This is a genomic window from Trichococcus sp. K1Tr (assembly GCF_028309625.1).
Classification (GTDB): Bacteria; Bacillota; Bacilli; order Lactobacillales; family Aerococcaceae; genus Trichococcus.
Genome location: NZ_JAQMHR010000027.1, coordinates 1 through 2,269, shown reverse-complemented (window position 1 = coordinate 2,269; position 2,269 = coordinate 1). Strand labels below are relative to the sequence as shown.

General features: G+C 52.0%; 1 rRNA gene. It reads right to left on the bottom strand.

The window, feature by feature from the left end:
- Positions 1-9: 9 nt before the first annotated feature.
- Positions 10-2,269 (bottom strand): 23S ribosomal RNA (locus tag PH235_RS14535); the annotation flags it as partial.

Here is a 2,269-nt window from a genome sequence, read left to right as displayed (position 1 = left end):
TTTTAAAAATTGGTTAAGTCCTCGACCGATTAGTATTGGTCCGCTCCATACATCGCTGTACTTCCACTCCCAACCTATCTACCTGATCATCTCTCAGGGGTCTTACTCACTTAAAGTGATGGGAAATCTCATCTTGAGGGGGGCTTCACGCTTAGATGCTTTCAGCGTTTATCCCGTCCACACATAGCTACCCAGCGATGCTCTTGGCAGAACAACTGGTACACCAGCGGTGTGTCCATCCCGGTCCTCTCGTACTAAGGACAGCTCCTCTCAAATTTCCAACGCCCGCGACGGATAGGGACCGAACTGTCTCACGACGTTCTGAACCCAGCTCGCGTACCGCTTTAATGGGCGAACAGCCCAACCCTTGGGACCGACTACAGCCCCAGGATGCGATGAGCCGACATCGAGGTGCCAAACCTCCCCGTCGATGTGAACTCTTGGGGGAGATAAGCCTGTTATCCCCAGGGTAGCTTTTATCCGTTGAGCGATGGCCCTTCCATGCGGAACCACCGGATCACTAAGCCCGACTTTCGTCCCTGCTCGACTTGTAGGTCTCGCAGTCAAGCTCCCTTCTGCCTTTACACTCTACGAATGATTTCCAACCATTCTGAGGGAACCTTTGGGCGCCTCCGTTACATTTTTGGAGGCGACCGCCCCAGTCAAACTGCCCGTCTGACACTGTCTCCCTGCTCGCTAAGAGCAGCGGGTTAGAGTGGTCATATCACAAGGGTAGTATCCCACCATTGCCTCCTCCGAGACTGGCGTCCCGGTATCATTGGCTCCTACCTATCCTGTACATGTGATACAAACACGCAATATCAAACTGCAGTAAAGCTCCATGGGGTCTTTCCGTCCTGTCGCGGGTAACCAGCATCTTCACTGGTACTATAATTTCACCGAGTCTCTCGTTGAGACAGTGCCCAAATCGTTACGCCTTTCGTGCGGGTCGGAACTTACCCGACAAGGAATTTCGCTACCTTAGGACCGTTATAGTTACGGCCGCCGTTTACTGGGGCTTCAATTCAAAGCTTCGCTTGCGCTAACCTCTCCTCTTAACCTTCCAGCACCGGGCAGGCGTCAGCCCCTATACGTCATCTTTCGATTTTGCAGAGACCTGTGTTTTTGATAAACAGTCGCTTGGGCCTATTCACTGCGGCTGACCTTGCGGTCAGCACCCCTTCTCCCGAAGTTACGGGGTCATTTTGCCGAGTTCCTTAACGAGAGTTCTCTCGCACACCTTAGGATTCTCTCCTCAACTACCTGTGTCGGTTTGCGGTACGGGCAGTTACTTTCTCACTAGAAGCTTTTCTTGGCAGTGTGACATCAGGAACTTCGCTACTAAATTTCGCTCCCCATCACAGCTTGTCCTTGAGAGAAAAAGCATTTCACTCGTTCTCAGACTTGCTGCTTGGACACACATTTCCGATCGTGTGCATTCCTTAGCCTCCTGCGTCCCTCCATCGCTCAAACAAAAGCAACTGGTACAGGAATATCAACCTGTTGTCCATCGCCTACGCCTATCGGCCTCAGCTTAGGTCCCGACTAACCCTGGGAGGACGAGCCTTCCCCAGGAAACCTTAGTTATTCGGTGGACGGGATTCTCACCCGTCTTGCGCTACTCATACCGGCATTCTCACTTCTAAGCGCTCCACCAGTCCTCACGATCTGGCTTCGATGCCCTTAGAACGCTCTCCTACCACGGAACCCGAAGGTTCCATCCACAGCTTCGGTGATCTGTTTAGCCCCGGTAAATTTTCGGCGCAGGGTCACTCGACTAGTGAGCTATTACGCACTCTTTAAATGATGGCTGCTTCTGAGCCAACATCCTAGTTGTCTGTGCAACCCCACATCCTTTTCCACTTAACAGATACTTTGGGACCTTAGCTGGTGGTCTGGGCTGTTTCCCTTTTGACTACGGATCTTATCACTCGCAGTCTGACTCCCGGATCTAAATCAATGGCATTCGGAGTTTATCTGAATTCGGTAACCCGAGAAGGGCCCCTAGTCCAAACAGTGCTCTACCTCCATGATTCGCATATCCGAGGCTAGCCCTAAAGCTATTTCGGAGAGAACCAGCTATCTCCAAGTTCGATTGGAATTTCTCCGCTACCCACACCTCATCCCCGCACTTTTCAACGTGCGTGGGTTCGGTCCTCCAGTGCGTATTACCGCACCTTCAACCTGGACATGGGTAGGTCACTTGGTTTCGGGTCTACGACCTCATACTTATTCGCCCTATTCAGACTCGCTTTCGCTGCGGCTCCGT